The organism is Rhizobium vallis, assembly GCF_003985155.1.
GTDB lineage: Bacteria > Pseudomonadota > Alphaproteobacteria > Rhizobiales > Rhizobiaceae > Rhizobium > Rhizobium vallis.
In genome coordinates, this window is record NZ_ML133703.1 from 31,993 (window position 1) to 57,431 (window position 25,439).

Sequence of the window (25,439 nt, forward strand, 5' to 3'; positions counted from 1 at the left end):
GCCGCATGATGTCGATTTTGTAGACTGATGGTTCCGGATCTAAAGCACGGAGCTAGAACTGCTATTTGTAGAAAATGGAAAGTCGGCTTGGGAATGGAAATAGCTTGAGCGTTAGGATGCTCCTCAAGTAGAACTCGACCATGAAACCTTCTGGTTTCCGGCAACAGACCTCCTTAACCTTCCCCATGTTAAAGTCCTTGTGATATAATATAGATTATAGCTATGCACCGATCCTTGGTACGACGTAGTCGTCCCAGCCGTGAGTCGTCAGGGCACAATCTCCTGTGCCAACAGAAATATCAAAGCGCGCCCACAAAAGCCCAGTAATGGTTGTTCGCACCCTTCCCCCAATCTGCAGGCGAGTATTATTTGCGACATTCACGTACAGGTTAGCGTCTCCACTTGCGCCTATGTGTTCCTCCGTATCACAGCGGAAATTAACTGCTGAACCGGTGCTTGCCTGCGCTTGTAGGAACACGCGTGCGTCCACCGAAATACCATCAGGGAGTCCAATCGGGTTGTAACCTGTGTTGTCGAAAGGAGAACTGGCGGAAAACTCCAGCACCGTAGCGAATAACTTCACCCGACTCCCATACTGCTTGAACCCAACGATCTGCGAGCTGGCATTCGTCAACAATGACCCAACCCGGCTATTCGCCAGAATCTCCCAGCCCGCTGGCACCATCACCCCTGCCGAACTATTCGAAAGAGACGCGATGAAGTCTCCGACGCTGATGTCGGAAAGCTTGCGCAGCACGTAGACATGGTATGTCTTGCTTGCCGCGACCGCGCCGGTATCGAGAAAGCCGCCGCCCATTCCCGCCGACCACGCCGCGTTTAGCCGCTTGGTTAAAACGGTGCCGAAGGAAATGTATTTGCCGCCGAAGCGTGCATCGCCGGCGCTGATATCGAGGTTGGTGAGCGGCACGCCAGCATTGGGGTTCGGAACCAGCCCACGAACGAAATCGGGCATGACGAGCTTGGCGGCGATAGCGTCCCTGTCGGCCTGGAGGTCGGAGATTTTCGTGGCCGTCACTGTGCCGTCGGTCGGCACCCAGCCGGCGCCGCCATAGACCCGCATGCCCCGGTCCGCGCTGTTGAAATAGAGGTCGCCATCCCGCAGCGCCGATCCGTCCGCCCTGAGCACCGGGTTGACGGCGGAAGCGCCGAGATAGACATCCGCAAAATTCGTCACGTCCTGAATATTCGCCGCGACAGTCTCGACATCCCCCGCAACGCCGGCAACAGCGACAGTCTGCGCTGCAATCGCAGCAACGGCTGCCACTTGCGCCGCGACGGGAGCAATGGTGGCGATCTGCGCGGCGACATTGGCCGCCGGCGGAATGCTCTGCGCCACGCCCGCCAGTTCAGTCACCGCCTCGATAATCGAGGCCAGCCGCAGCACGCCGTTGATCAGCTCGGCGATCTCCGTCGGCGTCGAAGTCGGCGAGACGACAATGGCGCGGTCCAGTCGCTCGCTCAGCTGCAGGTCGCGCTGGGCTGCGACGTCGAGCGCCGTTTCGATGGTCTTTGCCGAAAACGGCCCCTGGTTCTCCAACTCCGTTTCCTGGGTAAACGGCACGTTGAGCAGCAGGGTGATCGTCTCCTGGGCGGAAGGAGCGCCGCTCGCCCCGGTATTGATCGAACCGCCTTCGGGATTGCCGACCCCTGAAACGCTGTAATCGGCGTCGAGCGTCAGGATCTCCTCATCGCCATTGGCGCGCCGCTTGATGACGAGCAGATGCCGCTCGTCGGCGATGAAGAAATCATAGTCGAAAACTGTTGTCACAGCATTGCCGGGATAGGGACCGGATCGGTTGTTCGTGCTTGAAATCGTCATGTGCCGCCACTCGCTTGGTTGTAAAAAGACCATAAGCGCCGATGGTTGTTTCCCCATCTGGCCGGGCAAATATTTCGGAGGAAATGTCAGGGTGCCCCGGGCAGGCTCCGGTGCAGGAACCCGCGTACAACAAACCTCGACCGGACGGCGAATGATTGCCGGCTTCGGCATCTCAAGGCGCCGTCCTCGCAATGCGCCGTGTCTTCCGGTTGATACGGGCGGTTTCAGCGTCTTTATCCGCGCCCTCGACGGCGCGTCGTGCCTGCTCATCCAGGTCGGCGCCCTTGGCATCGCCAGAGGCCTTACCCGCAAGGCGTCCGGTCTGCTCATTGACTCTGGCGGCTTCGGCGTCTTTATCCACGCCCTCGATAGCCCGTCGCGCCTGTTCGTCTGTATCGACAGCCTCGCCATCTTCAGGTGCTTCCTTCACGAAGCGTCGCGTCGCGCGATTAACGCGGGCGGTTTCAGCATCTTTCTCCGCGCCTTCGACGGCATCACGCGCCTGCTGGTCGATGGACGCGCCTTCGGCATCTTTCTGTGCCTGTTCCTCACGCCGTTTAAGTTCGGCGACTTCCCTCGCTGACATGTCATCAGGACGCAACTTTGCATTCTCCGTAAAGAATGCATCATGTTCGGAGCCCGCAATTTTCGCAGCATAGGTGGCGGTCGAGATTTTCAGATCGCCGCCAGCGGCGATCGCAGCGTCAAGATCGCTGCGGCTGATCCAGCCGAGACGGTTGATCTCTGTACGAGGATCAATCCCTTTCTTCTCGAAGTAATCGACAAATCGGTCCGCCGGAACGTAAATGCTCTCAGCAGGACCGTTTCGCGTTGCCTGCGCGACATACCAACGAAACCTCTCCGGATCGCGTTGACGCAGTTTGGATGCCTGGGCCTGCCGGGATATCTCGGCGATGCTTACCGGCTCTCCAGTCGTGGCTCCCTTCATCCGCATACTCGGCAAACGACCACGCAACGCAGCTCTGATGCCGGTTTCGCCAGCCGCAAGCAGCATGTTGGCGAAACCATCGGCCATGGCATTACCGGCAACGCCGTCAAACAAATTCCTGTCCGGCGCATAGAGAGATCTTGCGATCGAATTCTGCGCCAGCTGTTTACCACCACTCTGAGCCCCTGAGATCGCGCCGGTGACGGCAAGATCGGTGAGAAACTTCGCGGCGCCCGCTTGTGGCAAGCGCCTCGCCACGCCACCGGGAACAAGGCGCAGCGGCGGAATGGCACCAAGAGCTCCGGGAACGGCGCCGTAAAGGGCCGCCTGCGTCTGCATGGCCTCGTCCAGACCGGCCTTGCGAGCCCCCGAAGCAGCTTCACCCGCGCCCTCCGCTGCGCCGTACAGTATCGCCCCCGTCCCGCCCGTAGCCGCTCCGATAACAGCACCAGGCAAAGCCGAGCCGATGGCTGTGCCGACTTTCCAACCAATGCTGTCTTCCATTCCAGGAGTGGGGCGATAGAGATTTGCACCTTTATCCTGCCATTCCTGGCCCGCTTTCTGTAGCGTGGCTGGCACAGCTCTGATGAAATCGTTCAGTGCTTCCGAAGGAGTAAGAATTGCTGTGACCTCTTCCGGCGTGGCGGTACCGTCCAATATGTCGCTGAGGGCCCCGTGCGCGCTGCTGGGAAGGATGTCACGCTGGTGATCTATCCGCATACGAAGCGCGCCTATCAATTCTGGATTGTCACGGATCTCCTTGGCTCTGGCGATGTCCCTTATCAACGCCTCGAGGGCGCTTTTATCTGGGCGTCCCGCCAATGGCTGCGCCCACTGACCAATGCCCTCGGTAGCTTTGCCGACCGATCCGACAGCCGCACCCGGTACAGCCTTCGCCGCCTCCTTGACCTCCTGAACGAAGCTGGAGACCCCCGGGGTGAGTACGGAGAGAGCATCTTCGCGCGTAGCAGTGCCGTTTCGCACATCCTTGAGCACCGTTTTCCAAAGATCCCGATCAGGCACTGCCTGCCGGTCTATCTGGTCTTCCAGTGCCGCGATCTCATCATTGCTCCTATCCCTGGCCCCGGCGATCTCTTGCGCCAGCACCTGTAGCGCAGTCCTTTTGGCTGGAGCCGGAGTGGACAGGGTGGCCGGTGGTGCAGCCCTACCGAGGTTGTCCGCACCTACCGGGGTCGTAGATGGCCTACCGATCCGTTCAAAATACGCAAGCCCCACCACATCATCGCCGGCCAACACCGCATTTCCGGGCATGAGCAGCCAGTTGGACAGAACCGGCGACTCCGAAAGAATCGTCGCGTTCTGCGCTTCCTGCGTCTTCTGCCGAAAACTGTCGCGGTACTGCTTCACCAGTTCCGGCGTAGGCACTGGACTACCCGTCTCTCTGGCATAATCCTCGGCAAGGCGAAGATCGCTCGCCACCTGATCGGGGTCTCCATCTGAAGAGCGAAGGGCGACCGCGGCAGCGGCAGCGGTGGTCCCTAACGGACGGGTATTCGGTATTGTTGGTTCCGGCAGCGGCGCCGGATCGCCGGTCGTCTCCGCGTTTTCAGCAGCAGGAGGAAGCTCGCTCGCCGGCTGCTCGGGCTGCTCATCAGATGAGCGCGGGACAACGTCGCCGGCGACAGCGTCGGCTCCCAGCTCGCCCGTCTCTCGTATCTTGGTTTCCGGCAACGTTTCCAATAGCTTGTCTCCAAATCTGGTGAGGAGACAAGCTTAGAATCCAGACAGTTGGCATCATGAATGACCGCCGCCGTTCATCACCGTCCAGCCGCCAGCGCCAAAAGCGAAACGATGCCCTTGTAATAGCCCATCACTTCAGCCTCGTTCGGCTCCCTGCCGAGGTCGCGCGAAAGTTCCTGCGCCAGCGCTTGCCGGCTATCAGGGGCAAGATCCGGCCAGTCGGCCAGATGGAGCACCGGCGTTTCCGTCACCGGCTCCGGCTCGCGCAGCACGATCGGCAGCAGCAGCTTGTTGCGCATCGAGCTGATATCGAACTCGCTTGGCGCCTTGCCGTTATTCTCCTTCTTGAAGGCGGCAATTTCGGAGGCGAGCGCGTTCTGGAAGCGCGCGATCTGCTTGATCGCCCTCTCCCGTTCGGGGCCTTGCCTGCCCCTTGCGCTGATGCCGATGGATTCGAGCTGCGCCTCCGATTGCGCAAAGGCATTGGCCAGTTGCTCGCCCTCGCGTCTCTTGTCCGCCTGGTTGGTCGGCGCCGCGGTCTGCAATTCCGCCAATTGGCGAAATGCGTCCGGGGTCAGCCGGCCGCGATAGTCGCTGAGATCGACATTGGCGAAGCCATCGGGATCCGTGGCGGCATATCTGCGCATGTCATAGAGCAGCACCTCATCGCCCTGCCCTGCCCGGCCCTTCGCCGCCGTCTGCATGTAGTTCCACGCCGACGACACAGCCTCCATGCCGGCCGCTTGGCGGATCTCCCGCGGCACATCATCCGGCGTCTTTCCGGCATCGATCGCTCGCCAGAGTTCGGCCTTGGCCTGTTCCACCCTGGCCCCCTCAGCTCTCGCCTGCGTCTCCAGCGCGGATTGGACGCGGTTTTGCGTGAGCTGGCGGACCTTGTCGTCGCTGATGCCGGCAAGGCTCTTGTCGATGTCGTCGGTAGAGGGGCCGAGCGCGCGCGGCGTCACCTTGTTGCCGCGGGGCGCCACAGTGCCGCCGCGCGTCGCAAACGGTGCGGCCTGTTCGGGATCGTCGATGACGGGGAAATACATGCCATATCGCTCGGCATGGTCGTTGACATAGTCGAGCACGTCCTTCGGCACGGCGCCGGATTTCAGCGCCCGACCGTTCCAGCCGAGATCGACGGCGTTGGCGGCACCCTTCGCGCTGCCAAGGATCTGTAGCCCGTCGCGAATGGCCGGCGGCGCATCCTCGATCATCGCAGCAAGGTTGGTGGCGAAACTCTCGTCGAGCCTGCCGACGGCCTCCGTGCCGCTGCCGGCCGGCCGCGCGGCAAGCGCCTCGCGAAGCCTGGTCGGCCCGGCAGTCGCGACCGCGCGGCCGGAGGGCACGCCGGCGTCCGCAAGCCCGCCATCGGCATCGCCCGATGGTTCGGCAGAGCGCCTGGCCTGCGCCAGGATCGTGCCCGCCTCGCGCTTGGAGTGTTCGTTGCTGATCTCGCTCTCGAGCGCCTCCGTCAGCATGTCATTGTCGGCGCCGGTCATCTGCCCGGCGTGATCCTTCCGGTAGCGGTCGGCGGCAATCGGGTCGTCATCGGCCAGGCGAAGCGTGATGTCCCTGTGGACGCCGGAAACAAACTGGCTGCCGCGCGCCATCATCGTATCGCCGCTCCAGCCCTCCAGCCGCCCCTGTTCCTGCAGTTCCAGGAGGCCAGCCGCAACATTCTTCGTCACCAGATCGGGACGGGTGAAATTCACCACCGCATCCCTCGCGAAGCTGTCGACGCGCGCGGCTGCATTCTCCTGAAACCAGACCTTGCGCTGCTGGCCGGAATAGACGACCGCGCTTTGCAGCGAGGCATTGATCCTGGCATCGGCAGCGCGGCCATAGAGTTCAGCCGCCTCGCCCGAAAGGCCCGCGCCGAATTCCTTGCGCTTCTCCATGAGCCGCCGCTCGTAGTCGGCGCGCCCGTCGACCGCCGCCCGGCCAGTGAGCGTCATGAAGCCGCCCTCGCCGTATCGGGCGTTGCGGTCCCAGGCCGCGAGCTGGTTCTCTTGCTCCTTGGCGCGCATGACGCTCTCGAGCGACTTGGGATCGGCTGTCTTTTGTTCGGCAGCGCCGCCATTCGCCGCCTGCTGAGCGGCCTCGCGCTGCTTCTTGACGTTGGAAATCGACGTCCCTAGAGCTTCGATGCCCTTCGCCAGATCCCCCATGCCCCTGCCGACGGCCGCACCGAAGTCGTCGGCGTCGGCCTTAACGTCAAGCTTGCTTTGAAAGATCGGCCGCGTCGCAACATTGCTCTGGTATTCGGGAACGGTGACCATGGCTCGCCCTCACTTCTGCTTGGATGTCGTCGGTGTGGTGGCTGTCGTGGGCTTGCTGTTGATCCCCTCATAGGCCTTGCCCACCCCGGTCAGGATCGAGCCCGCCGCCGTCAGATATCCACCCTTGGCCGCCGCATCCCCTTTCGCTCGCTCCAGCGTGCCGCCCGCCCGCTGGTTGACGGCGTCGACGCGGTAGTCATAGGCCTCGCGATAGGCATTGGTGCGGATCGTCAGAGCATCGAGCTCGCCGAGGGTCGCGGTATCCACAAGCGTGTCGAGCGGCGAGCCGAAGGTGATGTCGAGGCCGTTCGCCGCCATCGCAGCGGTCTGCGCGCCTTGGATCCTCGCCACTTCCTGCCGCTTGCGCTGCTCTTCCTGCTGGCCGCGTTCCAGCGCATCCTGCGCGCGGCGCTCGGAAAGCTCGGCATTCATCTCGGCGACCTGCTGGTTGTATTTGCCGGCCGCTTTCGCAGCCTGCCCCTGCTGCACCGAGCCGGCGGCGCTGACCAGCGTCGAGCCGAGCGCCAGGGCAAGACCGATATCACACATCGAAGCACCTCAATTCGAATGGGCGGAATTCATGACCGCGTAGGATGACGGGATCGAAAATCGTGAAACCCAGCCACCGCAGCCAGCGCAGCGAGACGCGGTTGTCGACGTCGACGAGGTTTCTCAGAATGGGATAGTGCCGCAACAGTTGGTCCCTCCACTCGAGCGAGCCCCGGAGAAAGCCGGCCGCATGGCGTTCGATGGCATCGGTCCCGAGCAGCCATGGCGCGCCGACGCCGGCAAGGATGTTGATGGCGCCGACGCCGAAGATCGCCTCGGCCCGCCCGTCGATGAAAACCGTCCAGGCGGACGAAGATTTGCGCAGCGAATAGATGAGTGCCCCGATCGGCGTCAGGCCCGATGCCTTCCACACCTCGTCGCGATCCGCCTTGCGCATGCGCCGTGCGACCCCGCGCACATCAAGCGCGCGGACGGGCAGAACTCGGATCTCACCGGCCAAGGGTAATATCCGGCATGATCGCGAGAATGGTCATCGGCAGCGGATCGAACTGCTTGATCCACATGTTGCCGCCGGTGTCCCAGTCCCATTGCGGCGTCAGCGAGATATCGCCGGTGACGGGTTCGATCGGATCGTCCCAATCCTCCGTCGAGCGCTGCTTGTATTCCACGAGATGTTCGTCGCCCCGCGCCCCGTCACGTGGGCCGATGAAGATCCCGCGCGTCTGCTCGACCCTCAGCGTCACGTTGCTAACGGATTTCTGCCGCCCCTGCACAGTGCCGAGCCCGCCGACATTGCCGAGATCGATATCGAGCGTCTGCAGCGCCGAAACGATGGGCAGGCCGACATGCACCTTGGAAGCGGCGACATCGAGCGTCACACTGCCGCTTGTTACGGTCAGGTTTCGAACGACATTGCCATCGGCCAACGCCACCACCTTCTGCCCTTCGAGATGCGCCAGCCCGCCGATCACGGTGGCCGGCGCGCCGCTATAGGTCAGGCCACAATCGACGAAGAAGGCATCGTTGACCGATTGAAAGACGCGGCTGTGCAGCCTTTCGATATAGCGCCGCGACTGGCCGCCGATCGTGCGCTTGACGAGGAAATAGGGCACGTCCTCATTGCCCTCGGCAATCACGGTGACATCCTCGAAAACGGCGTCGTCGTCAGGTCCGCTTTCATGGCGCGTCCAGGCCCAGACGTCATGCTCCTTGAGATAGGTGAGCGAAACAAGCGCGCCGTTGTCGAGCACCACCCAGGCGATCGAATAGGGCGCCTGCGCATAGGCCCAGGCCTTGATGCGTCGGTTCTCGAAGAGATGGCGGGCAAGGATGGTCAGGTCTTTGCCGACGAAGCTGTCCTCGGTATAAACATAGCTGAAATCGCGCACGACCCCGCCGCGTTCCTGGGCAAAGAGCACGGTGTTGCCGACGACGATCGGCTGCACCCTGGCGGCCCCGCGATAGCCCTGGTTGTCGATCTTGATCGACGAGGGAGAAATCGCGTCGGATTGCGAGCCGCCGCTGACGATCCACTCGGCCCCTGAGGTCAAAAGCATCAGTCCGCGCAGTGCCAGCATCGAGCGGATCTCGTTCACCTGCCGGGCGCGGATGCGGAAGGTCACGGCGTCGCTTGCCTTCGACGGCGAGGAATAGCCGAAATTCTCGTAATTGGCCGATTGCGACAGCCAGACCGCCTGCGGATCGTTCTTCGTCGAGGCGAAGGCCAGCCGCTGCTCGATGAAGGTCGCGCAGCGGGGATAGTTGCCGGCGCTGTTGAAGGGATTGCGCGCCGTCTGCGGCGTATCGGCAAGATCGGCCGCGATATTGTCGTCGTCGAACAACAGTCCGGCCGTGCCGCCGATATAGCCATAGACGCCGTTGTCGTTCTTGTAGACGATGTAGCGTGAGGCGCCCGCCACCGCAGCCCAGGTGATGCGGTTCCTGCGGCCGGTCACAGTCAGGTCGTTGTTGACGTAAACGGGCGCGGTCGGCAGGCTTTCCTCGCCACTCTCATTGTCGATGGCAGAGACGCTATAGCCATAGGTCGTGCTCCCCGATCCGCCGAGCGGGACGGCAGCGACGCCAGTGGGTGCCGCAATCTTCGGCGCGAAGGTGACGACGGCAAGCGTCCAGTTGTTGTCGGCGTGGCGCGCCAGTTTGCGCACGGGATAGTCGGGATGACAGATATACATCACGTCAGCCTCCTGCACGAACACCAGCTCGTCGAGCGCCGTATGCACATAGGGCGTCGTCACCTCGTAAGGTGTGGCGCCTGACAGAACGAGCCCGCCATCCCGGAAGACGCGGAAATAGAGATGGCCGAATTCCAGCACATAGGATTGCTCGGTGTTGAACTGGAAAGGGATCAGCCGCGCCTTGTTGGCACTGGCCTTGACCTCGCGGATGAAGGCGAGACCGGCGCGGTTCGATGCCCCGCCATGCGGATTGATGAAGAGGTTCAGCGCCGTCTTCAGGCCGATGCCATATTTCCCCTGGTCGACGCGCGCCCAGAGCGCCGGCGAGAGTTCCCCGCCCCCGAAGGACGGCTGGTAGGCGCGCAGATCAGCCATTCGCCCGCCCTCCCGTCAGCCCGTCCTGATCGTCGGCGCCGTCCCAGGCCTCGTTGGCATCCGCCGTCTGGGCGAGCGCCTGCGTGCTCGTGGCAAGCTGAAACGCATCGGCGCGCACTTGCGCATCGCGCGTCAGCGGCATGGCGAGCCGCACCGCCAGATGCCAGGCAAGCGCATCGATGAACAGCGGCGAATATTTCGTCGGGTCGGTCAGCCTCTCCGTGAAATTCAGATAGGCGGGCGAAACATTGCAATAGATCATGCCGCCCTCGGCGTCATAGGCATGCCCGCCGGCGGAGGAAGACGCGCCACCGGAAAAGACGCCGCCCACCGAAGCATCGCCGGTCACGTCGAGCGCCGAACGGATGCCCCGGATCGCCAGGCAGTCCACCGGTCGGTCATAGGCATAGGCCCACTCCCCCGGCCGGTCGTTCTCGATTGCCGCAAGCGATCGAGTCCTGCCGGCAAAACGCCAGGGATAGGCCTGCAGCAGCGCATCACGCGCCGGCGCAAAGAAACGGTTGCAGGCGCGCGCCTCCACCGTCGGCTCGCTCAGCGCATTGATGCTGTCCTTGCCGATGGAAGCGAGCGCCAGATTGCAGATGGAAACGATGGATGTCATGTCGGTCAACCCCGTGGTTGAGCGACCCTAGCCCCTCAATGGTTGCCGCGACGAAACGCCCAAAAGACTGCTTCACCCGATGAATGTGAAAGCGGTGCGGTTGACTTGCCGATAAAGCTCGGCTGCGCTTTGGATGACGGCCCGTTCGGCCCCTTGACCCGCACCGACGATATGAAACAGACGACCATACCAGCGGCGGTCGGCCAAGTTCAACGCAGCATCGCTATGATCGATGTGACGACAACGGCGGTCGCAGCGGCGAATATGAAGACATAGATGAAGTTACGCCCAAGAGACCGGATGATCGCTTGATGGGCGTCGTCCCCTTTTGTTGTCGAAGCATGCGTCGCCTTGGTCGGTCCTGCCGAGCTGTCGCCGTCTTTTTCTCCTGACAACTTCGCCATCTTACCCGCCCCCCATTGGCTGGAAGTTTCCAGAATACCACCGATGGCAGCTTTACGCAGGTGTAACCGCTGGCGCCTTCCCGTTGAAACCGCTCAAGAGATCCCTATCCTCAGGGGCCTCGAAGGGCACGGCGAGCGCCCGGCGTCAAAACGATCCGACTGTGACCTCCGTGGCTTTACTTATCTGCGCCGTCACCTATGGAAATCTGTCATATCCATCGAATAGCAAGACACGTTAGATACGTAGATCCGCACCGGGCGCAACCTTCGAGCCGCGCCCATGACCTTGCCCAATTGCGCCGACGACGGCGCAGACTTCCGCCTGCATCAATCCAACCAACCAAGGGAGCCATGCCATGAGCACAGTCACCACCAAGGACGGCGTCGATATCTTCTACAAGGATTGGGGTTCGAAGGACGCCCAGCCGATCATGTTCCACCACGGCTGGCCGCTTTGCTCCGACGATTGGGATGCCCAGATGCTGTTCTTTCTGCATCACGGCTACCGCGTCGTCGCCCATGACCGCCGCGGCCACGGCCGCTCCACCCAGGTGGGTGATGGTCACGATATGGATCATTACGCGGCGGACGCCGCCGCTGTCGTCGAGCATCTCGATCTCCGCAACGCGATCCATGTCGGCCATTCCACCGGCGGCGGCGAAGCGACCCACTATGTCGCGCGCCATGGCCAGCCGCAGGGCCGCGTCGCCAAGCTCGTCCTCATCGGCGCCGTGCCGCCGGTCATGGTCAAATCCGATGCCAATCCCGGCGGTCTGCCGATCGAAGTCTTCGACGGCCTGCGCAGCCAGCTCGCCGCCAACCGCTCGCAGTTCTATCGCGATCTCCCGGCTGGCCCTTTCTACAGCTTCAACCGGCCGGGCGCGAAGGTCTCCGAGCCGATCATCAACAATTGGTGGCGCCAGGGCATGATCGGCGGCGCCAAGGCGCATTACGACGGCATCAAGGCCTTTTCGGAAACCGATTTCACCGAAGACCTGAAGATCATCACCGTGCCGACCTTCGTCATGCACGGCGATGACGACCAGATCGTGCCGATCGCCGATTCCGCCCTGCTCTCGTCCAAGCTCCTGCAGAACGCCACGCTGAAGGTCTACGAGAAATTCCCGCACGGCATGTGCACCACTCATGCCGACGTCATAAACGCCGACCTCCTCGCCTTCCTCAAAGGCTGAGTCGCAAAAAACCGGGCGCCGACGAGGCGCCCGGTTGGCGGCGCAACCTGCATCCGGTTGCGTCAGAATTGGCCTTGCACCGCCGGATCTCGGATCAGACAGCTAGCTGACGGCCTGCGCAATTCGGGCCAGTGCCGTCATCCCCTGTCCTGCATCTTAAGCGCGGCACGGATCAATACGCGCCGCTCATCGCCATGGCGGCAGGAGCGAAATCCGTCTTCAGGCGATCGAGCTCGACGAGCATGCGGCTTGTCACGCGTTCAATGCTGGTATCGGAGCTCAATTGGCCATTGGCCTGGCTGGCCGTTTTCAGTGCACCGATAGCGGTTGTCAGCGGCAAACCGAAACCGAAGCTGAAAAATTTGTCTCGGCGTTTCCGCAGGGCGTAGACGAAACGTCGCCTTCCCCAAAAGAAACTCATCAGCCATTCCAGCGCGTTGGATGGCCCAAGGCGCAGGAAATCGATCTTGAGATCGAGCACGCTTGCCCAGTCGTGCCATTTGTTCCGATGGTTCGGATCGTGCGGCAGGATCGCCTTCCACGGCACCCGCAACGCATCTGCGATGATGACGCCGTGCATGGCTTCGGAAACCACGAGCTCCGACGACAGCATGTGCTCCAGCACCATATCCACGTCCCATCGCGGATCGATGAAATTGATGCCGAGCTTGTTGCAGATCTTTTCCCAGCTGCCGAACATCGCGCTTTCGTAATGCGGCATGAAGGAAACGCGAAAGCGCTTTTCATATTTCGGAAGCGTAACGGCCCTTATGAGGATGCCGGAATCGCCGATCGCCATATCTTCAGGCAGGTTCAAGGCTGCGGCGGTGTTCTTGCCGCGCACGAAATAGAGCTTCCAGGTCTCGTCGATGGTCGGAAGCGCCGAATATCCGGCATAGCCTGCCCCGAATACAACTTTCTGCGCATTGGCGGGGTGGCTGTCATAAAGGACAGAGCCGATCCCCAGAAACAGCCTGTCATCGTTTTCAGTGAAGAATCCCGCGGGCAACAGTTTTGGCCAAAGCCAATGATTCAACTGATCCCCGAAATTGGAAACCTTACTGAAGGCGAACATTTTCATTGAGACCCCCATCTCAAAGCCGCCCTGAACTTCAGGGCAAGCAAACTCCATAAACTATATCCCCTGCCGACACATTGATCGGCCCCACTCTTATTGAATGCATAGGAAATGCCTCCAGATAAGAGGCTCTGGCTGTAATCACCCAATATCCACAGAATTGTAAATTGAAGTCATACTGGCAGGCGAGTATCGATTACATCGATTCTACAAAGAGATAAACAAGCTTTCCAAAAGAAGGTAAACCGCTAAAAAGCAACCTAAAATTTAAGACGGAAAGCTTCGCCAACTATATTCCAAGCCGAATATTGATTGGCCGGCATCACATCGAATGCATCGAACAACCCGAAAAAGAAAAGGCAAGCGGCCCCATTGGGCTGCTTGCCACACCTTTCAGTTTGCACGCACAGTAGTACGGGCGGCAAATGCGCCTATCGCAGATCTCTATACTAGCTGAATTTCTCGGAACGAGATCTTGATAGCTGGATCAACCAAATAATCGATTGACGGTCAGTCAGAAACAGCACTGCCGTATAGATGATCATCCCGGCGCTGACCGCAGTAACGAGGCGCAGGATAGCATTGTGAATAGGCGCAAGCCCGTAAGTCGCGAGACAATAGCAGGCAACGGCCATGATCAGGGCAGCCACGAGCGGCCGCAGCATAGCCAGCCCTGCTTCGGACAACGAGCATTGCGTATGCGGTTCGATCAGTTTGATCTGATAGGGGATCATCACATATCCGCGCGCCAGCAGTGACAATATGATCGGCCACACGCCGAAAGGCGCGGCAATGAGAGCAAATGCGACGGTGACGAAAAACTGTATGGTCGTGAAGCGGAGAGCCTTCTTTGACTGACCGAAGGAGGTCAGCATGGAGAGGAAGAGCAGGCCGAACAGGCTCGGTATGCAAAAGAGCGACAGCGCCTGCATCATCGGTACGACGTCAAGCCACCGCTCTCCATAGAGGATTGCCACCAGGTCCTTGGCGACCGCAGCCAGGCCGAAGAAAGCGGGAAACGACACCGCGGCGGCGACGCTCAGCAGACGGACGAACGTCTGCTTGACCCTTGCCTGATCCTCGCGGATGGTGACGAAGAGATTGACCGAGACCGTGGAGATGGGCGTCAGGGTGCCGATCGACAGCATGTCGATCGTCCGCCGGGCGACGCGATAGAAGCCGACGGACGCCGGACCGACGAAAACCCCGATAATCATGTCCTGCACGCGCGAAATGATCACGCCGATCAATTTCGAAGCGGACATGCTCACGCTGAAGGGAAGAACCTCCATCAGCTGCGCCCGTGTGAAATTGACCGATGGCCACCAGCGAAAGGCAAGCCACGCCGTCAACATTGTCACGAGTTCGGTGATGAAGCGCTGTATCACCAGGGCGTAGACGCCAAAATTCTCATGGGCTGCCCAAACGGCGGCAGCACTGCCGATCAAACCCGCAATGATGGATCGAATGGCGAGCGTCTTGTGCCCGAACCGGCGCAACCGGCGCGCCATGTGAATTGCGCCGCCGGCAGAAATCGGAAGTGTCCAGGCAAGGGCGATGAGAACCCCCTCCAGCCGATCGCTTCCCATAAGCCAAGAAATCGGTTGGGCAAGCATGGTTATGAGCGCGGCACAGGCGACAGCCATGCCCATATTGCCCCAGAAGGCTGCTCGCGAGACGATCTCCTCATCGTCTTCCCTCGCTTTGGTGACAGCGTCGGAAAAACCAGAGGTCGCGAATATGCGACCCATTTCGGAAACAATCATGCCAAGTGCAAATAACCCAACCTCGACGGGTCCGAGAATACGAGCAACAACCACAAATACAACAAAGGAAAAAACCTGATCTACGCCGATCCTGACAACAGACCATAGCGCCGATGCCACAGCCTTCTTCTTCACACTAACAGACAATTTGGAGACCTGCTTTCCAGTACCGAGAAATGAGACACCGTTTCAATCAAGAAGCATGAAGAAACCAATTATTCACGCGGGCGCCGTCCTTGCGAAGAAATCATTTGCTGCACCTGAAGAGGAATGCCGCCGGCTTACCTACGGTCATCATGCAATAATTCATAGTGTCATTTTCTGACGAGAGATATGCCTGAAATACTTAATACCCGACTTATATGGGTATTACCCTCTCCGGCCAGCCCACCCACCGGGTCGCGGCAGATTTCCCATTTTCCATGAAACCGTTTCCGCCGGCTTGCGTTTCCCGGCCATGACAAGAGAACGTGAACCCTCATCAAAGGCTTATCGGCAGCATCGTTTCGAGAATACCGAGCGGACCGCCAAGGAAACCATCGAGGCGGAGCAGCGGGCGCGCAAGGAGAAGACGAAGCGGCTGAAGGCGCTGCGCCTGTCGCGCGAAGGCGGCAAGGCTCCCGCGACGGAATAGATCATGCGCTCAGCAATCGGAAGACCCAGGCGCCCGTGGCCGGCTCGCCTCGACCGCCCTCGGCCTTTACTTGCCGCGTTTCTTGATTGTTTCGAGATTGGGCCTTCGTCCATCTTGCAGAAGAAACATCGCGAAATTATCTTTTTCGATAGCGATTCACAGGCATCGAAAAGGGTTAGGCGATGTCAGACAAGCTGTTCAGCACACGCGACGAACCGCTCTCTTCGGCGGATCTCGATGTTTGCCGGCGCGTTCACGAAGCTGTCTGCGCTGATCTTGATATCGAAAGATCCAGCGAGAAAGCCGACAGCATCGGCTCCCTCGTCATCGAGCTTTACCGGCAGGGCGTTCACGACGAACATCAGCTTCGCTTGATGGCCGGCGGACGGCACATAAAAGACGAAAACTGAAGCGCAGCCTGTGAAACGAGGGCGTGGACGTCACGCCACCTTCAATTTTTCCTTCTCCCCCTGCGCCACACCCAGCCTGATCCGTTTCACCATGGCGGGATGAGGATGCACGCCATCCGGCGACACCGCCTGCCTGACGAGGCTGCCCGCCGGCAGCACCGTTGCCGCTGCCGCGAGCGTCAGGACGTTGCCATTCACGGCAGCGATCGTCGGCGAGCGCAGCAATGTCAGGCCGTCGGCGCTGTAGATGCGAAGCGGTTGCTCGGGGGAAAAGATCGAACCGTCGGCCACCTGGATTGAAGTATAGGTGGCAACGCCGTCCGTGCCGGCCTGAACAGTCAATACGCTCGAGGGCAGGTCGACCTGCCCCGGCCATTTGCCCATGCCGGCAGGTCCCTGCCAGGCGGCGAGCGTATCGATGCCGTCGTCGCAGCACGCCGAGGTCTTGGCCAGGATGTCGCTGCGCAGGCGCCATTTGTTCGAGGCATCGGTCCCATCGGCGGGATAGGTATTCTGCGCGGCATATGTCTGGCTTGCCTCGGTCCTGAAATCGTCGGCGGCGGTGATCGTGCCTGTCGCCGGCGAAGTGCCGCCGGCGAATGTATAGGTGAAGGTCGTCGGGCCGGTGACCGATATCACGTAAGTGCCGTTATAGGCCGAGGGCGTGGCGCCCGCGATGATCAGGCTCTGGCCGGAGATCAGATGCGCGGTCGAGGCGCAGGTCGCCGTGGCCAGCGTGCCGACAGAGGTCAGCGTGATCGCAATGGTGGCGCTGGTTCGCCCGAGCGGCGGCAGCGCGACGATCTTCACGCCGCTGTAGCGGGCGCGCAGCCGGTTGACGAAGCCGAGGTAACGCGTCGTGAAGAAAGTGGAATAGGGCGTCGTCGTATCGTTCTGCCCCATCTGGTTGAGGATGACGGTGAATGGCCGCTTGCCGCCGTTGAAGGCGATGATCTCATCGACGATCGCCCAGCGCCGCGTGGCGATGCTTGCACCGGAGCCGGTGAGTTCGCGGAAGGCCGCAGCGCCCGGCATGCCGATCATCAGATGCGGAATCCGCCAGGCGGAGTCGAGCCATTTCCTCAGCCAGCCGAGATTGCCCCTCTGGTCCGCGGCCGCGGAAAATTCCTGCCTCGCCTCGCCGATGCTGTCGCAGGCAACGAGCGCGACCGGCCGTCCGTCCCATTCGCCCTTCGCCACCATGAAATCAGGCCCGTAATATTGCGGCTGCGTCTGGCCGCCGTAATTCGTCTCCAGCGCCGGCGTGCTGTCGGCATCGGGCGTGTCCTTGAAGGCAAGCAGCGATGCGTAATCGGCCGCACCCCATATGCGTTCGCCGCGATGCTTCTGGATGCGGTAGACGGGCAGCTGCATCTGCCCGGCATCGGTGTGGTAGAACAGCCAGATCTCGATGTCGGTCTCGGCGGCCACGGCATCGGCAAGCGTCAGCGGATCGCTCCAGGCGCCCTGCGATTGATCGGCGATCGTGACACCGGCCGCCCCGGCAAAGCTGCAGGCATGGAATGCGCCGCCGACCCGGATCAAAAGCCCGTCGATAACAGTCGCATTGCCGGCATAGATCGTTTCCTGCGGGCTGTTTCCGCCCTCCGTCGAGGCAAAGCCGGAGAAATGAAAGCGGAAGGTGTTTGTGCGGTATGAAGGCGACGACACGACGATCTTCGAGCAGACATAGTTCGTCCCCGCCGCGGCCGTCACCAGCGCGCCCGAAGGCATGCGGTTGCGCGTCGCGAAGAACATGTAGCGATCGGGATCAACGGGTGCCGCACCGCTGCCGCTGACCGTCACGACCGGCATCCCATTATAGAGTGTGCGGCCGTCCCGGATGATCACCGCGCCGATGACGACCTGCTCGTTATAGATCACTTCGCTGCCCGAAAGCACGCTGACGCCGAGCACACGCCGGCCACCGGTAAACAGCACGCCGCTCCCCGCCTCGCGGATACCCACCACGCGCTGCCCATTGTGCAGCACCGTTCCATCAGGAACGATATGCACACCGATCACCCGCTGCTCATTGAAAATTTCAGCCATGAAGATGTTTCTCGTCTGGAGTGCGGTAAGGAGGGCAACGCGCCCTCCGGATTTGTCGACGAGCCCAGCTCTTCACTCGGCGTCATCCTCGGCCTTGTGCCGAGGATCTGCTGCCCTATCGCGCGGAGGCAGATGCTTGGGGCACAAGCCCGAGCATGACGAAAGAGAAGTTGGCGGCTTTGTCATCAGTCTGAGGGAGGGCAAAACACGCCCTCCCCGTCACTCTGCACCGGCTACGACGCAGCCGGCACAACCCAATCGGGCTGCTGCTGTCCAAGCGCCTCCTGGATACCATTCCCAGACACCTTGTCGCCCACGCCCGAACCAGCATCCACCGCGCGCCGCGCGATCTCAGCGGCGATCGCCCCGTCCGCGTCCTTCACATTCGGCACCGGCTCACCGGAGATCGCCCTGGCGAGCGCCTTGCGCGCCGCCACAGACAGGCTCTGCCAGTCCTCGGGAATCTCGGCAACACCGTCCGCCTCACCGACTTTCGGCCTGACGATCCGGGCAGCGCCGACGCCCTCGCGCGAAAGGCTTGCCCATCTCGGCCGCCTCTCCTCGTCGTTCCAGAGAGCATCCGGCACGACGAAGGAAGCGCCGATGTCGCGCAGCTCGCCGTCGAAATAGCCCCTTTCGTTTGCGGTCACCGTCACCATGGCGGCTACTCCGTCGCCGCGACCACGCCGGCGGTGATCTTGCCTGTCGTCGGCGCCGTTCCCGTCACGTCGTAGAACAGGCGGAAGAAGCGCTCGTCGGCGTCGCGCGGCACGCTGTCGATGTTGATCTTCTTGCCGAGCGCAAGGTCGGCGAGCGCCAACAGGCCAGTCGTGCCGATCTGCTTCGGCGAGGTGAAGGTCTCGTTGTCGTCGACCTGCACCTTGACCTCGAGCGAGGTCAGGTTGTTGAACGCCTCGACCACCTGGATCGAAAGCGGGATCTTTTTGCCCTTGCCGATATTGCGCACCGTGCCGGTGGCGATCGGGCCGAGGTTGATCACATTGGTGCTGGCCGCATCCGCGGTGATTGCCTGCGCGTCGGAAAGCAGGCTCTGCTTGTCGAAAATCATCTGAGATGCCTCTCGGGTCTGGTGATGTCTTGGGATGATTGCCCGCCGCCAATGGCGACGGGCTCTAGAGCAATTCCAGGAAAAGTGCGAAGCGGTTTTCCGTCCGGAATTGCGTAAAAACAAAAAGTTAGAGCGGTTCTGCGTTTCCATGAAAAGCTGAACCGCTCTAGCCAATCAGGCCCGGTCAGGGCGCAACGGGGACCGCCGCCTCGGTGTTGAGGATGGCGTCGGTCTCGCGGATCGGAATGCCGCGATAGGCCCGCACTTCCTTGCCCTCGACGGTCATGTGCGTCAGCCCGGTATAGTTCGGGTTGGCCGCCAGCAGGCTTCGGTCGCTCGACTGCACGTCGAGGATTTCGAGAACGTCGCGGTTCATGTAGATCGCAATGCGGCTCGCGACGCCATCGCGGCGGCGCGACTGCAGGCGATAGTAGGCCTTGCGCATCAGCGCCCAGAGGTCGACGGAGCCGGCAAGCATGTTCGACACGTCGATATTGGCGACGCGGGCATTGTAGCGCCAGTCCTTCACGAACATGCCGACATGCCAGCACCAGTAGTCTTCCTTGCGGAAATAGGGCTGGCCGCTCTCGTCGAGCACGCGCTGCTCGCCCTTGTCCTCGTGGCTCACGCCGGCCTTGGTGCCCTTGGGATAGATCAGCGAGCTGGCATGATCGCCCCAGGTGACGAACCAGATCGAGGTATTGTCGCTGCCGGTTCCGCCGCCGTTGACCACCTGGTTGGCAATCGTGCCGCGCGTATCGGAATAGCTGGAATAGCGGGCCGAAAGCCCCTTGAACTTCTCCGGCGTCGTCTCGGTATTGTGGTAGAAGATGCCGGTCGCGACCTCCTGGTTCATCGCCTCCATGAAGGGGGCGGCAGACGTCAGCCGTTCCTTGGCCGGATCGGGCGCGAGTTTCAGGAGGCGCACGTCGACGCCGGACATGGCCTCGACGAAACCTGTCGTGTCGTCGACCTGCTGCATGGTCGCCTTGGACTGCGGAACGCCCTGGTAGAGGCGGCCCCAGGCGACGGATGGCAGGCCGGTGCGGATCATGTGGCGGTGCGAAGCGCCCATGTTGCATTCGGTCGCGATCGCGTCGTCGAGGATGGGGTTCTGCTGCGACAGCAGTTCGACAACGGAGCCCTCGGTTGAGCCCTTGTGCATGTCGATCAGCTGAGGGAAACTATTGCCGATTGTTGCCATATCACTTTAGCCTTTCGGTGCATCGTTCGGAAAAAGAACATGCGCTGGATCGACGGGCCTGCCCGTGCCTCCGGCGCCGCCGGTGGCCGGATCGTCCTCTCTGATGAGCGCCCCGGCCTTCGCAAAAATACGAATAAGCTCCGGATGGTTGCCGCCACCACTCGCCTCCAGATATTCGCGCAGAGCCGGCGTTCCCATGTTGTTGACGAAGCGCCGGCTGTCACGCACGGTCGCGTCCCAGCGCCTTCCGCCGATCTCTGAATCGGCCTTGGCGTCATCGGCCCATTTCGAAACCGTCTCGCCCCAGACCTTGCCGCGCGCTTCCGCACGCCCCGCCTGGATGGCGATGAACCGGTCGGCAAGCTTCTGCGCCTCGCTGTTGGTCAGCCCCAGCTCACGGAAATCGGGCCCGAGTGCGCCGAGCAGCTCCTCGTCCACCGCAATGCCGTCAGGCATGGTAAGCGTATACTTCCCATCCTCCGGCACCCTGTCGGCTTCATCAGGCGCGGTCTCGTCGCCGTTCTGCCCGGCCTTATCAGGCGCCTTCTCCTCATCGGTCCTGGCGGGATCGGCCTGCACCTCGCTCCGGCCGCCCGCGCCTGCGTCACCCCGGCCAGCGCCGCTTTGCTGCGGCACGTCATCGGGAAACAAAACATTCTCCGGCTCCCCGCCGCCGCTGCCGGCGCCCTCGGCGCTCCATGCTATATCAGGCCGGCCGATGCGCTCATGCGTCGACATCATCGTCTTCACTCCTCATGTTGGTGGCGACCTCGCGGTCGATGGCTTTGATGGTGGCGATTTCGAGCAGCAGGCTGGGGTAGAAGCGCTGGTCGACCTCGTCGAGCATGGCGATCAGCTTGCGCCCGGCCCCTTGCAGGCCGAGCGTGTAATGCGTCGCGTTCACCGCCTCGCCGGCAAAGGCTTCGCGGTAGATCGCGCATTGCTCCAGCATCCAGAACAGCACGCGTTTGCCTGAAGGCAGCGAGAAGACCTCGCGAAAAGCCGCGACAAGCGCCTCGCGCTCATACTTTTCGGCGGGCGAGAGATAGTCGCTGGGGTCGCTCATCAGCCAAGCCCCAGCTGCTGCAGAAGGGCCGCCCCGTTCGGGTTCTCACCGGCGCTCGCCAGCACCGCCGCCGCATCCGCGCCGGATTTTGCCGCCGGCGCCATCTTCGCGGCCATCTCGGCATTTTCGGCCATCTGCTGCTTCTGGGCGCGCGCACCCCTGAGCTGCGCCACCTCGTCGTCGGGCACGACGACGGAGGGCGGCACTCCGAGATAGTCGAAATAGAGATCGACCGCCTCGTCGGCATCGACCTTGTCGAGCACCTCGGGCTTGACGGCCGAGACCTGCCCGAGGAAGGCAAAGCCCCGCTCGATGCTGCCCGTCGCCACCGCCTTCTGCGCCTGGGCGAGGATCGAGATATATTCGATCTTCAGCTCCTGGTTCTGCAATTCCCTCGGCGGCGGCGGCAGTTCGCGCCGCCGGTTGAGGATCTGGTAGGTCCGGTCGATCGTCGGCTCCAGCTGCGCGCCGTAGATATTCTCCAGCACCGGCCCGAGCGCTAAGAGCTTCTCCTCCTTGCGCTCGGCGATCTCGAACTGGTTGCGCGGCTGGATGCCCTCCATCTGCGAGAGCATCAGGAACAGATCGGCATAAAAAGCCTGGCGAATGCGCTCCTGCGTCTCGCGAATATCGCTCGCCAGCTCGGAAAGCCGGAGCTGAATCTCCATCGCCGGCCGAAAACCCCGCCCGTTCGGATCGTCGACATAGGTGATCTTCCCCGGCAGCAGCGACGCGGGGTTGTTGCGCATCGAGGTCGGCCCGGTCATCGGCGGCCGCACCAGCTTGTCGATCGCCTCGAGCTTACGCTGCTGTTCCAGCTGCAGCATCGAGATATCACCGAGCGCGATCTGCCCCGGCGACGTCGCATAATTGTCGTCGCCTGATATCTCCCAGGCAGGGCCGATCAGCGGGTTCTCGTCAAAACCGCTTTCCTCGAGCAGCCGCTTGTCGCCCGCCTGCTCTTCCCAATAGTTGGAAAGGAACGGCTTGTTGCGTTTGTCGATCCTGTCGGGATCGCGCGAAAGCCGCGGCTCGATCGCATGACAGATCGTCAGGATCTCGTCATAGCGGCCATTGTCGTAGAAATTCTTCACCGTCTGGCTGACATTGTCGTAACCGAAGCGGGAAACGATCCGCTGCACCGACCAGCGAAACCGCCGATAGAGCGTCGTCACCCGGCCGTTCTCGTCGCGCGCAATCCAGAAGCTGCCATGCAGCAACTGCTGCATCCGCACCACCTTGTCGGCATCCTCCGAAAGAATGCCGACCGACTGCCCGAACTGCCCAAGATCGCCATACCCGGTATGAAAGGCGTTATAGACGTTGGAGGATTGAAACACCTCCCGCAGCCGCTGTTCCACAGCCGCCAGATACTCTTTCACCGGCGCGAAATCCTTCAAATCCGGATCATAGGTCGTCAGCCGAAACCAAGGTCGCGCCGGCGAGGTAATGCCCGAATGCATCCCCGATTTCAGCGTCCGGTGCGCAAACGTCCCTGTGCTGTCGATGATCTTGGCGCGGCTCACCGCCCCCTCGTCCTTCTCGGTCAACCGCAGCCGCGTCGGCTCGATATAATCCGCCAACTGCCGCCACACAGCCTCCCACGGCTGGCGGATGCGCTTCAGCTCCTCCATCCGCCGGCGGTGATAGGTGATCTGGCTCTCATGATCCGGTGCGTTGTCGCTCATGCCTCATTTGCCTCCATGCGGGCCAAGCCTGCGTTGGTGTCCATCCCCGCAGCCAAGCTGCGTTGCATCCCCACGGCAGGGCCGAAGCGGGTAATATCCGCGCAGACAGGATCTGCGCTCTCACTGTGAAAAGGCCGACCAACCCTCTCCTTCGTCATGCTCGGGCTTGTCCCGAGCATCTGCGACGGCTTAGCGGATCCTCGGCCAAGGCCTGGGATGACGCCGAGCAACGAGCGCAGGTGCCCCTACGCAGGCCTTGCCCGCGCCAGCGCCAAGACCCGCACCGCGAGCCTCACTGCCCAAGCAACGTCTTCTTCTCGGTCGGCGCCGTCGTCGTCACTCCGGAAGGCGACGTCAGAATCGTATCTGGCCGCGACCGCACCCGATCCTCCGTCCGCCGCCCAACGGCGGTGCGAACCGCAGCCCCGTCCGGCTGCTTCAATTGCGCCGGTTCCGGCGGAAGCGCCGGCGGATCAGGCTGGGAAGGCTTGGAAAACAGACACATGGGGCATCATCCATCTTGCTGGCGTCAAAGGCGGCCCGAACGAGGGAAGAGCGCAGGCCAAGGCCGGAAGGCAGCAAGGGAGAGTGCGTGTCCGCCCCTGCCCTGCACAACGCTCTTCCCTCCACCCGGGAGGGCTCCATGCATCTCTACGCCCCGGATGGTTGCCGCCACGAACACCCCTCGCGACTTGCCACCGCCACTCTGCCTTTCGCTTGCTGCTCAAGGCGTTCATCTGCCTGCCGGCATCTTCTCCCCGCCGCAGCAACAGAAAGCTGCCACGAAATAGCTTGCGAATCGCATAAGTCCGTGCTTATGTGTTCGCATGATCGAGAATGACTTTTTCCGAGCTTTGGCAGACCCGACCCGCCGTGCGATCTTTGAGAAGCTGGCGGCAGGGAGCATGAACGCCAGTGCCTTGCGCGAGGGCATGGAGATCAGCCAGCCCGCGATGTCGCAACACCTCGCAGTTCTGCGCAGCGCAAAGCTCGTGAGGGAAGAGCGACAGGGGCGTTTCGTGAATTACGAAGTCGATCCCGATGGGTTGGCTCTCATCGCCCAGTGGCTGGCAAAATACCGCGCCTACTGGCCGGAACGTATCGCAGCACTCAAAGTCTTGCTGAAGGACATGGATCAATGAACGTGGGATCAATGAACGAAGCGAAGACCAAGGCGTGGGATAGCGGCGTCGAGTTGGAGTTTGACCTGGGCGATCCGCCGCAAAAGGTCTGGCGTGCTGTCACCATTCCCGAACTTCGGGAAAGGTGGTTGCCGAAGGAGGCATTGGCTGATCCCGATGCGATCACCGTCACCCCCGGCGAGCAAGTTCGCTACAAGCTGCGTGACGATAACCCGCCTTTCCTTGAAAGCACCGTGACGTTCACGGTCACCCCGAATGCCACTGGCGGCACTTGCCTTCGGATCGTCCATGAACTGACGGACGCAAGGGTCGATGGAATGGCAAGAGCGCCGGCAAACAGCAACAGCCCGCCCCTCATGCTCGCCGCCTGACACGGCGAGCCTCCCCTCAAAATTCTGAAAGTCTGGAGGTCGCCGATGCGCGAAGCGATGCAACTCGTCCCTATGGTCATAGAACAGTCGAGCCGCGGGGAGCGATCCTTTGATATTTATTCCCGGCTTCTGCGCGAGCGGATTATCTTCCTCAATGGCGAGGTGAACGATACCGTTTCGGCGCTCGTCTGCGCGCAACTGCTGTTTCTGGAAGCGGAAAACCCGAAAAAGCCCATCAACCTCTATATCAATTCGCCGGGCGGCGCCGTGACCAGCGGCCTGGCCATGTACGACACCATGCGCTTCATCCGTGCGCCGGTTCATACACTTTGCATGGGGACGGCCCGTTCAATGGGATCGTTCCTGCTGATGGCAGGCGAACCCGGCGGAAGAGCCGCATTGCCCAATGCCAGCATCCTCATTCACCAGCCCTCCGGCGGCTTTCAAGGGCAGGCTTCCGACATGCTGATCCATGCCGAGGAAATTTTAAAGACCAAGCAACGCATGACGCGACTCTACACAGAACATTGCGGACGTTCCTACGAAGACTTTGAGCGCGGGATGGATCGCGACCGCTTCATGACGGCGGAGGAAGCGCTTGAATGGGGCCTTATCGACCGTATTCTGAAGGTTCGGGAAGACACGGACAGCCTATAAGCCTCGCCGCAAAAATCCCCATCAAGGCTACAGTTGTTTTTCCAACTTCTGCGATGTCACGGCATAAGGAGTTTTGCTGCAGCCACAATGACCGCTCCTGGCGCGCTGGCCGCTTCCGCAAAAGATGCTTCAAAAAGGGCGAGACGCAGCCGCGATTCCCCTTCTACCCACCGGGGAGAAGGTGCCGGCAGGCGGATGAGGGGGCTCACGGCATGCCGCTCAATATGCCCT

24 protein-coding genes are annotated in these 25,439 nt (G+C 61.5%); 6 read left to right on the forward strand and 18 right to left on the reverse strand.

Annotated features, from left to right (window positions below):
- Nucleotides 1-220 precede the first annotated feature (220 nt).
- From EFQ99_RS31485 to EFQ99_RS31520, 8 genes are all read right to left on the reverse strand, one after another.
- Complete coding sequence (locus tag EFQ99_RS31485; RefSeq protein ID WP_126924957.1) at nucleotides 221-1,840, reverse strand: hypothetical protein; 1,620 nt, start codon at nucleotides 1,838-1,840, stop codon at nucleotides 221-223.
- A gap of 172 nt (nucleotides 1,841-2,012) precedes the next feature.
- On the reverse strand, nucleotides 2,013-4,490 hold the full coding sequence (locus EFQ99_RS31490) for a hypothetical protein (protein WP_126924958.1): 2,478 nt from the start codon (nucleotides 4,488-4,490) through the stop codon (nucleotides 2,013-2,015).
- Nucleotides 4,491-4,567: 77 nt separating this feature from the next.
- Nucleotides 4,568-6,772, reverse strand: a complete 2,205-nt coding sequence (locus EFQ99_RS31495; RefSeq protein WP_126924959.1) for a hypothetical protein — start codon at nucleotides 6,770-6,772, stop codon at nucleotides 4,568-4,570.
- A 9-nt stretch (nucleotides 6,773-6,781) separates the two neighbouring features.
- The gene (locus tag EFQ99_RS31500) at nucleotides 6,782-7,321 is read right to left on the reverse strand and encodes a virion core protein, T7 gp14 family (protein ID WP_126924960.1); all 540 of its coding nucleotides are present in this window, start codon (nucleotides 7,319-7,321) and stop codon (nucleotides 6,782-6,784) included.
- Nucleotides 7,314-7,781 carry a hypothetical protein gene (locus EFQ99_RS31505; protein WP_126924961.1) on the reverse strand — a complete coding sequence of 156 codons (468 nt, stop codon included), beginning with the start codon at nucleotides 7,779-7,781 and terminating at the stop codon, nucleotides 7,314-7,316. Before EFQ99_RS31505 ends, EFQ99_RS31500 begins: the two co-directional genes overlap by 8 nt.
- Nucleotides 7,771-9,852, reverse strand: coding sequence for a phage tail protein (locus tag EFQ99_RS31510; RefSeq protein ID WP_126924962.1), 2,082 nt, complete (start codon nucleotides 9,850-9,852; stop codon nucleotides 7,771-7,773). Before EFQ99_RS31510 ends, EFQ99_RS31505 begins: the two co-directional genes overlap by 11 nt.
- On the reverse strand, nucleotides 9,845-10,474 hold the full coding sequence (locus tag EFQ99_RS31515; RefSeq protein ID WP_126924963.1) for a phage connector family protein: 630 nt from the start codon (nucleotides 10,472-10,474) through the stop codon (nucleotides 9,845-9,847). Before EFQ99_RS31515 ends, EFQ99_RS31510 begins: the two co-directional genes overlap by 8 nt.
- A gap of 209 nt (nucleotides 10,475-10,683) precedes the next feature.
- A complete protein-coding gene (locus EFQ99_RS31520) occupies nucleotides 10,684-10,878 on the reverse strand; it encodes a hypothetical protein (protein WP_126924964.1) in 195 nt (64 codons plus the stop codon).
- A 356-nt stretch (nucleotides 10,879-11,234) separates the two neighbouring features.
- Here EFQ99_RS31520 and EFQ99_RS31525 point away from each other — a divergent pair, with 356 nt between their 5' ends.
- On the forward strand, nucleotides 11,235-12,071 hold the full coding sequence (locus EFQ99_RS31525; protein ID WP_126924965.1) for an alpha/beta fold hydrolase: 837 nt from the start codon (nucleotides 11,235-11,237) through the stop codon (nucleotides 12,069-12,071).
- 172 nt (nucleotides 12,072-12,243) lie between these two features.
- On the opposite strand, the gene EFQ99_RS31530 is transcribed toward EFQ99_RS31525, so the two are convergent.
- Together EFQ99_RS31530 and EFQ99_RS31535 are read right to left on the reverse strand one after the other, a co-directional pair.
- Entirely contained in the window at nucleotides 12,244-13,152 is a 909-nt protein-coding gene (locus EFQ99_RS31530) for a polysaccharide pyruvyl transferase family protein (protein WP_126924966.1), read from the reverse strand.
- 446 nt (nucleotides 13,153-13,598) lie between these two features.
- Nucleotides 13,599-15,050, reverse strand: coding sequence for an oligosaccharide flippase family protein (locus EFQ99_RS31535; protein ID WP_342635434.1), 1,452 nt, complete (start codon nucleotides 15,048-15,050; stop codon nucleotides 13,599-13,601).
- A 322-nt stretch (nucleotides 15,051-15,372) separates the two neighbouring features.
- Between EFQ99_RS31535 and EFQ99_RS35240 the strand changes: the two genes are divergently transcribed.
- Nucleotides 15,373-15,549: a hypothetical protein gene (locus EFQ99_RS35240; RefSeq protein WP_164736475.1), complete on the forward strand. Its 177-nt coding sequence runs from the start codon at nucleotides 15,373-15,375 to the stop codon at nucleotides 15,547-15,549.
- A 182-nt stretch (nucleotides 15,550-15,731) separates the two neighbouring features.
- A complete protein-coding gene (locus EFQ99_RS31540) occupies nucleotides 15,732-15,959 on the forward strand; it encodes a hypothetical protein (protein ID WP_126924967.1) in 228 nt (75 codons plus the stop codon).
- A gap of 30 nt (nucleotides 15,960-15,989) precedes the next feature.
- On the opposite strand, the gene EFQ99_RS31545 is transcribed toward EFQ99_RS31540, so the two are convergent.
- From EFQ99_RS31545 to EFQ99_RS31580, 8 genes are all read right to left on the reverse strand, one after another.
- The gene (locus tag EFQ99_RS31545) at nucleotides 15,990-18,011 is read right to left on the reverse strand and encodes a hypothetical protein (protein ID WP_425376295.1); all 2,022 of its coding nucleotides are present in this window, start codon (nucleotides 18,009-18,011) and stop codon (nucleotides 15,990-15,992) included.
- A 233-nt stretch (nucleotides 18,012-18,244) separates the two neighbouring features.
- Nucleotides 18,245-18,670, reverse strand: a complete 426-nt coding sequence (locus EFQ99_RS31550) for a hypothetical protein (RefSeq protein ID WP_126924968.1) — start codon at nucleotides 18,668-18,670, stop codon at nucleotides 18,245-18,247.
- Nucleotides 18,671-18,675: 5 nt separating this feature from the next.
- The gene (locus EFQ99_RS31555) at nucleotides 18,676-19,080 is read right to left on the reverse strand and encodes a Bbp16 family capsid cement protein (protein WP_126924969.1); all 405 of its coding nucleotides are present in this window, start codon (nucleotides 19,078-19,080) and stop codon (nucleotides 18,676-18,678) included.
- 184 nt (nucleotides 19,081-19,264) lie between these two features.
- Nucleotides 19,265-20,284 (reverse strand): major capsid protein, encoded by a 1,020-nt coding sequence (locus EFQ99_RS31560; RefSeq protein ID WP_126924970.1) that lies wholly within the window; start codon nucleotides 20,282-20,284, stop codon nucleotides 19,265-19,267.
- A gap of 6 nt (nucleotides 20,285-20,290) precedes the next feature.
- Nucleotides 20,291-21,025 carry a hypothetical protein gene (locus EFQ99_RS31565; RefSeq protein WP_245441621.1) on the reverse strand — a complete coding sequence of 245 codons (735 nt, stop codon included), beginning with the start codon at nucleotides 21,023-21,025 and terminating at the stop codon, nucleotides 20,291-20,293.
- On the reverse strand, nucleotides 21,009-21,350 hold the full coding sequence (locus EFQ99_RS31570; protein ID WP_126924971.1) for a hypothetical protein: 342 nt from the start codon (nucleotides 21,348-21,350) through the stop codon (nucleotides 21,009-21,011). The genes EFQ99_RS31565 and EFQ99_RS31570 overlap by 17 nt, the downstream gene beginning before the upstream one ends.
- Complete coding sequence (locus tag EFQ99_RS31575; RefSeq protein WP_126924972.1) at nucleotides 21,350-23,038, reverse strand: portal protein; 1,689 nt, start codon at nucleotides 23,036-23,038, stop codon at nucleotides 21,350-21,352. Before EFQ99_RS31575 ends, EFQ99_RS31570 begins: the two co-directional genes overlap by 1 nt.
- Nucleotides 23,039-23,330: 292 nt before the next feature.
- Nucleotides 23,331-23,543: a hypothetical protein gene (locus EFQ99_RS31580; RefSeq protein WP_126924973.1), complete on the reverse strand. Its 213-nt coding sequence runs from the start codon at nucleotides 23,541-23,543 to the stop codon at nucleotides 23,331-23,333.
- Between the two features lie 322 nt (nucleotides 23,544-23,865).
- Here EFQ99_RS31580 and EFQ99_RS31585 point away from each other — a divergent pair, with 322 nt between their 5' ends.
- The 3 genes from EFQ99_RS31585 to EFQ99_RS31595 are packed head-to-tail and all read left to right on the forward strand — an operon-like array spanning nucleotide 23,866 to nucleotide 25,208.
- Nucleotides 23,866-24,180: an ArsR/SmtB family transcription factor gene (locus EFQ99_RS31585; protein WP_007628095.1), complete on the forward strand. Its 315-nt coding sequence runs from the start codon at nucleotides 23,866-23,868 to the stop codon at nucleotides 24,178-24,180.
- Between the two features lie 11 nt (nucleotides 24,181-24,191).
- Nucleotides 24,192-24,551: an SRPBCC family protein gene (locus EFQ99_RS31590; RefSeq protein WP_126924974.1), complete on the forward strand. Its 360-nt coding sequence runs from the start codon at nucleotides 24,192-24,194 to the stop codon at nucleotides 24,549-24,551.
- Between the two features lie 45 nt (nucleotides 24,552-24,596).
- Nucleotides 24,597-25,208, forward strand: coding sequence for an ATP-dependent Clp protease proteolytic subunit (locus EFQ99_RS31595; RefSeq protein ID WP_126924975.1), 612 nt, complete (start codon nucleotides 24,597-24,599; stop codon nucleotides 25,206-25,208).
- Nucleotides 25,209-25,439: the final 231 nt, after the last annotated feature.

Coding starts and splice junctions, on each gene's coding strand:
- EFQ99_RS31485 (WP_126924957.1), bottom strand. CDS start 1,840: ATGACGATTTCAAGCACGAACAACCGATCCGGTCCCTATCCCGGCAAT.
- EFQ99_RS31495 (WP_126924959.1), bottom strand. CDS start 6,772: ATGGTCACCGTTCCCGAATACCAGAGCAATGTTGCGACGCGGCCGATC.
- EFQ99_RS31500 (WP_126924960.1), bottom strand. CDS start 7,321: ATGTGTGATATCGGTCTTGCCCTGGCGCTCGGCTCGACGCTGGTCAGC.
- EFQ99_RS31510 (WP_126924962.1), bottom strand. CDS start 9,852: ATGGCTGATCTGCGCGCCTACCAGCCGTCCTTCGGGGGCGGGGAACTC.
- EFQ99_RS31515 (WP_126924963.1), bottom strand. CDS start 10,474: ATGACATCCATCGTTTCCATCTGCAATCTGGCGCTCGCTTCCATCGGC.
- EFQ99_RS31520 (WP_126924964.1), bottom strand. CDS start 10,878: ATGGCGAAGTTGTCAGGAGAAAAAGACGGCGACAGCTCGGCAGGACCG.
- EFQ99_RS31525 (WP_126924965.1), top strand. CDS start 11,235: ATGAGCACAGTCACCACCAAGGACGGCGTCGATATCTTCTACAAGGAT.
- EFQ99_RS31530 (WP_126924966.1), bottom strand. CDS start 13,152: ATGAAAATGTTCGCCTTCAGTAAGGTTTCCAATTTCGGGGATCAGTTG.
- EFQ99_RS35240 (WP_164736475.1), top strand. CDS start 15,373: ATGACAAGAGAACGTGAACCCTCATCAAAGGCTTATCGGCAGCATCGT.
- EFQ99_RS31540 (WP_126924967.1), top strand. CDS start 15,732: ATGTCAGACAAGCTGTTCAGCACACGCGACGAACCGCTCTCTTCGGCG.
- EFQ99_RS31545 (WP_425376295.1), bottom strand. CDS start 18,011: ATGGCTGAAATTTTCAATGAGCAGCGGGTGATCGGTGTGCATATCGTT.
- EFQ99_RS31550 (WP_126924968.1), bottom strand. CDS start 18,670: ATGGTGACGGTGACCGCAAACGAAAGGGGCTATTTCGACGGCGAGCTG.
- EFQ99_RS31555 (WP_126924969.1), bottom strand. CDS start 19,080: ATGATTTTCGACAAGCAGAGCCTGCTTTCCGACGCGCAGGCAATCACC.
- EFQ99_RS31560 (WP_126924970.1), bottom strand. CDS start 20,284: ATGGCAACAATCGGCAATAGTTTCCCTCAGCTGATCGACATGCACAAG.
- EFQ99_RS31565 (WP_245441621.1), bottom strand. CDS start 21,025: ATGATGTCGACGCATGAGCGCATCGGCCGGCCTGATATAGCATGGAGC.
- EFQ99_RS31570 (WP_126924971.1), bottom strand. CDS start 21,350: ATGAGCGACCCCAGCGACTATCTCTCGCCCGCCGAAAAGTATGAGCGC.
- EFQ99_RS31575 (WP_126924972.1), bottom strand. CDS start 23,038: ATGAGCGACAACGCACCGGATCATGAGAGCCAGATCACCTATCACCGC.
- EFQ99_RS31580 (WP_126924973.1), bottom strand. CDS start 23,543: ATGTGTCTGTTTTCCAAGCCTTCCCAGCCTGATCCGCCGGCGCTTCCG.
- EFQ99_RS31585 (WP_007628095.1), top strand. CDS start 23,866: ATGATCGAGAATGACTTTTTCCGAGCTTTGGCAGACCCGACCCGCCGT.
- EFQ99_RS31590 (WP_126924974.1), top strand. CDS start 24,192: ATGAACGAAGCGAAGACCAAGGCGTGGGATAGCGGCGTCGAGTTGGAG.
- EFQ99_RS31595 (WP_126924975.1), top strand. CDS start 24,597: ATGCGCGAAGCGATGCAACTCGTCCCTATGGTCATAGAACAGTCGAGC.